Source organism: Polaromonas sp. P1_G2 (assembly GCF_056405515.1).
Genome location: NZ_JBFUBY010000354.1, coordinates 1 through 3611 on the forward strand (window position 1 = coordinate 1; position 3611 = coordinate 3611).

At 62.6% G+C, this 3611-nt stretch carries 4 protein-coding genes and 1 pseudogene; 4 read left to right on the top strand and 1 reads right to left on the bottom strand.

Annotated elements, in window-relative coordinates:
- A pseudogene (locus tag AC1D0P_RS23360) lies at positions 1-222 on the bottom strand (hypothetical protein); the annotation flags it as partial.
- 151 nt (positions 223-373) lie between these two features.
- Here AC1D0P_RS23360 and AC1D0P_RS23365 point away from each other — a divergent pair.
- The 4 genes from AC1D0P_RS23365 to AC1D0P_RS23380 are packed head-to-tail and all read left to right on the top strand — an operon-like array spanning position 374 to position 3515.
- Entirely contained in the window at positions 374-1627 is a 1254-nt protein-coding gene (locus AC1D0P_RS23365; RefSeq protein WP_477678923.1) for a lipoprotein-releasing ABC transporter permease subunit, read from the top strand.
- The gene (lolD, locus tag AC1D0P_RS23370) at positions 1620-2348 is read left to right on the top strand and encodes a lipoprotein-releasing ABC transporter ATP-binding protein LolD (protein ID WP_477678924.1); all 729 of its coding nucleotides are present in this window, start codon (positions 1620-1622) and stop codon (positions 2346-2348) included. The genes AC1D0P_RS23365 and lolD overlap by 8 nt, the downstream gene beginning before the upstream one ends.
- Positions 2349-2367: 19 nt before the next feature.
- Entirely contained in the window at positions 2368-2874 is a 507-nt protein-coding gene (locus AC1D0P_RS23375) for a hypothetical protein (RefSeq protein WP_477678925.1), read from the top strand.
- A 38-nt stretch (positions 2875-2912) separates the two neighbouring features.
- Positions 2913-3515, top strand: coding sequence for a hypothetical protein (locus AC1D0P_RS23380; protein ID WP_477678926.1), 603 nt, complete (start codon positions 2913-2915; stop codon positions 3513-3515).
- The last annotated feature ends 96 nt before the right edge of the window (positions 3516-3611 follow it).

Here is a 3611-nt window from a genome sequence, read left to right on the forward strand (position 1 = left end):
GCCCAGCGCCAGGGCCAAGGCCCGTTCATGTGGCGGCGACAGCGTGTGGGCATCCGCTTCATCAGTGTGCACTGACTTCATGCCCTTCAGCAGCTGGCCCAGGTTGCGCGTGCTATCGGCCGGCAAGGCTTTCATCGTGGGGAGCCAGGCCTCCGCGCTGCAGGCCGCGAAGGGAAGCAGCAGCTGCGGCCCTGTGAAAGGGGTGGGRGAATTGGCTGACATGGGGCTATTGTCCGGGATGCCACAATTGGGCGTCCAAATCGCAGCCGCCGCAGGCGGATCCAGCGGTCCGGTTTTGAAGGCGAGAACACATCCATGTACAAAAATCCGTCCGGGTTGGCCTCAAGGGCCGGCAAGGACCACCAGGTTGAGTATGCAAATCCCTTATGAGCTGATCCTCGGCTGGCGCTACACCCGCGCCGGCCGCGCCACCCGGCGCAACGGTTTTATCTCTTTTATCTCGGGTGTCTCCATGCTGGGCATCGCGCTCGGCGTCGCGGCCCTGATCATCGTGCTCAGCGTGATGAACGGCTTCCAGAAGGAAGTGCGCGACCGCATGCTGGGCGTGATCTCCCACATCGAGGTCTTCGCGCCCAACGGCATCGCGCTGCCCGACCCCGCCAAGACCCTGGCCGAAATCAAGGCCAACCCGCAAGTCACAGGCGCCGCCACCTTTATCGCGGCCCAGGCGCTGCTGGCGCGCGGTGAAGACATGAAAGGCACCATCGTGCGCGGCATAGACCCGGCCCTCGAAGGCCAGGTCACCGACCTCGCCGTGACCTCGGCGCCCACGCTGGCCAAGCTGGTGCCCGGCAATTTCGGCGTGGTGCTGGGCGGCGAACTGGCCCGCGCCATGGGCGTGCGCGAGGGCGATACCGTCACCCTGATCGCCCCCAGCGGCCAGGTCACCCCGGCCGGCGTGGTGCCCCGCCTCAAGCAGATGACGGTGGTCGGCACCTTTGACTCCGGCCACTACGAATACGACTCGGCCCTGGTCATGATGCACCAGGAAGACGCCGCGAAAATCTTCCGCCTCGAAGGCCCCACCGGCATACGCATACGCCTGAAAGATTTGCACCAGGCGCGCGAGGTGGCTTATGAATTGTCGAGAAGCCTCAGCGGCGACCTGCTGATCCGCGACTGGACGCGCCAGAACAAAACCTGGTTCGCCGCCGTGCAGCTCGAAAAACGCATGATGTTCATCATCCTCACACTCATCGTCGCGGTCGCCGCCTTCAACCTCGTCAGCACCCTGGTCATGACAGTCACCGACAAGCGCGCCGACATCGCCATCCTGCGCACCCTGGGTTCCAGCCCCAAAAGCATCATGAAAATCTTCATGGTGCAGGGCGCACTGGTCGGTGTCATCGGCACGCTCTCCGGCCTGCTGCTGGGCCTGGGCATCGCCTTCAACATCGACGTCATCGTGCCGGCCATCGAGCGTGCGCTCAACGCCAGCTTTTTGCCCAAAGACATCTACCTCATCAGTCGCATGCCCAGTGAACCGCAATACGCCGACATCATGCCCATCGTCGTCATCTCCCTCGTGCTGTCCTTCCTGGCCACCATCTACCCGAGCTGGCGCGCCAGCCGTGTCAATCCGGCGGAGGCCCTGCGCTATGAGTGAGCTCAAGAACGATATGACTGCCACGCTGCAAAGCGCCAGTGCCAACGGCGAAGTGGTCCTCAAAGCCCAAGCCCTCACCAAACGCTTCCACGAAGGCCGTATAGACCTGACCGTGCTGCACGGTGTCGACCTGCAAGTCCACGCCGGCGAAACCCTGGCCATCGTCGGCGCTTCGGGTTCCGGCAAAAGCACGCTGCTGCATTTGATGGGCGGCCTCGACGCGCCCACTAGCGGCCAGGTTGAACTCAAGGGCCAGACGCTGTCAGCCCTGTCGCCCCAGCAGCAAGGCGACCTGCGCAATAAACATCTGGGTTTTGTCTACCAGTTCCACCACCTGCTGCCCGAATTCAGCGCCCTCGACARTGTGGCCATGCCCCTGTGGATACGTCGCGAGTCCCCCGCAGAATGCGCACGCGTCGCGACGGCGATGCTGGCCGCCGTCGGCCTCAAAGACCGTATCCACCACCGCCCCGCGGAGCTGTCAGGCGGCGAACGCCAGCGCGTTGCGATTGCGCGTGCGCTCGTCACGCGGCCAGCGTGCGTGCTGGCCGATGAGCCCACCGGCAACCTGGACCGCAGCACGGCCGACGGTGTGTTCGACCTGATGCTTCAGCTGGCGCGCGACCACGGCACCGCGTTTGTGATGGTCACGCATGACGCCACGCTCGCGCAGCGCTGCGGGCGCCAGCTGAGTCTTGTCAGCGGTTTACTTCAATCGTAAAAAAAAGGGAGAGGGAAGCATGGGAAAACTGAACTGGAAAATCCTGGTGCTCGCGCCGGCGCTGGCTGTGTTGCTGGCCTCATGCGCAGGCTCGAGTGTCACCAGCAAGGCGGTTGCCGCCACTCAATTCAAGATCACCGCGGCCCAAGCCCGCTGGGACCGATTTGACAGCATCACCATGCGCTATCCAGGCAGCGCCCAGATCAATCCGTCGCGCGACAAAGTGACCCCGCTTCTGGATGCCTTTCTCAAAAGTGCCCCACGCCAGGTCGAAGCTGAACTCGCGAAGAACGGCGTGCCAAAAGGCACGGCATACACAGTCGAGCTGACACCAGGGGTGTTGAGCGTTGCCGCAGGCGGCGGCAGAAGTTTCGAGGTTTCCGTGATCGTGCGCGACGCAACAGGCGCTTCGCGTGGCTACATCAGCATCCTCTCTTACGGCCCGGCCGGCATGGAGCCCGAGGCTTATGTCGAATCGTTCAGCCGCATGCTGGTGGACGAGCTGAAGAAGGCCGGTTGGCTATAAGCGGGGAAGCCGCACGGGTCAGGCGGCGCGTTGAGCTGATGCTGCAACTAGCGCGTGATTTCGGTACGGCCTTTGTGCTGGGGCTTCGTGTTCTTTTGCCACACATTCCCAAAATGAGCCTTAAACATTGGTTTCTTGCAAGCGCAATTGCCGTGCATGGCGCTGCTCAGGCTGTGTCGCCGGTTCGGGTTGAGCATGTTCGAGCCATCGAACTGCCTCTGCACGCGGTAGCTTTGTCAGCGGCATCAAGAACAGAACTTCGCGAGTGGATTGATTCACTGCGCGGCAATCGAGGGTTGTGTCGCTTTGAAGTCGCGGTGGTCATGGGATGGGCCTCAAGGGATGAAGGCGACGCGCGCCGAAGAAGCCAACTTGCCAAAATGCGGGCGGAGTACGTGGCGCATCAGCTGATGGGGAGCTCACTGCCTTTGTCGAACACCTTCGTATCGGAAGGTGATTTGCAAATATCCGGCCCTTCAACTCCAGGCCGGGGAGTTACCGTTTACGTGCTGGGGTACCCGGCAATGGACGGCTGTACTTCCTTCCGGGAATACACAGCGGATACCGCCGCACAAGTGCGCGCGAGAAGGGCGGCTACGGCTGAGCATCCGCGTGATATCAAACCTGGAAGCCGAAACTAACGCCAACCCGGCCCCCGATTTATGCCGCATCGCGAACGCCAGTGGCGGGCATGCCGGCCGATGAGCCCACCGGCAACCTGGAGCGCAGCACTAGAT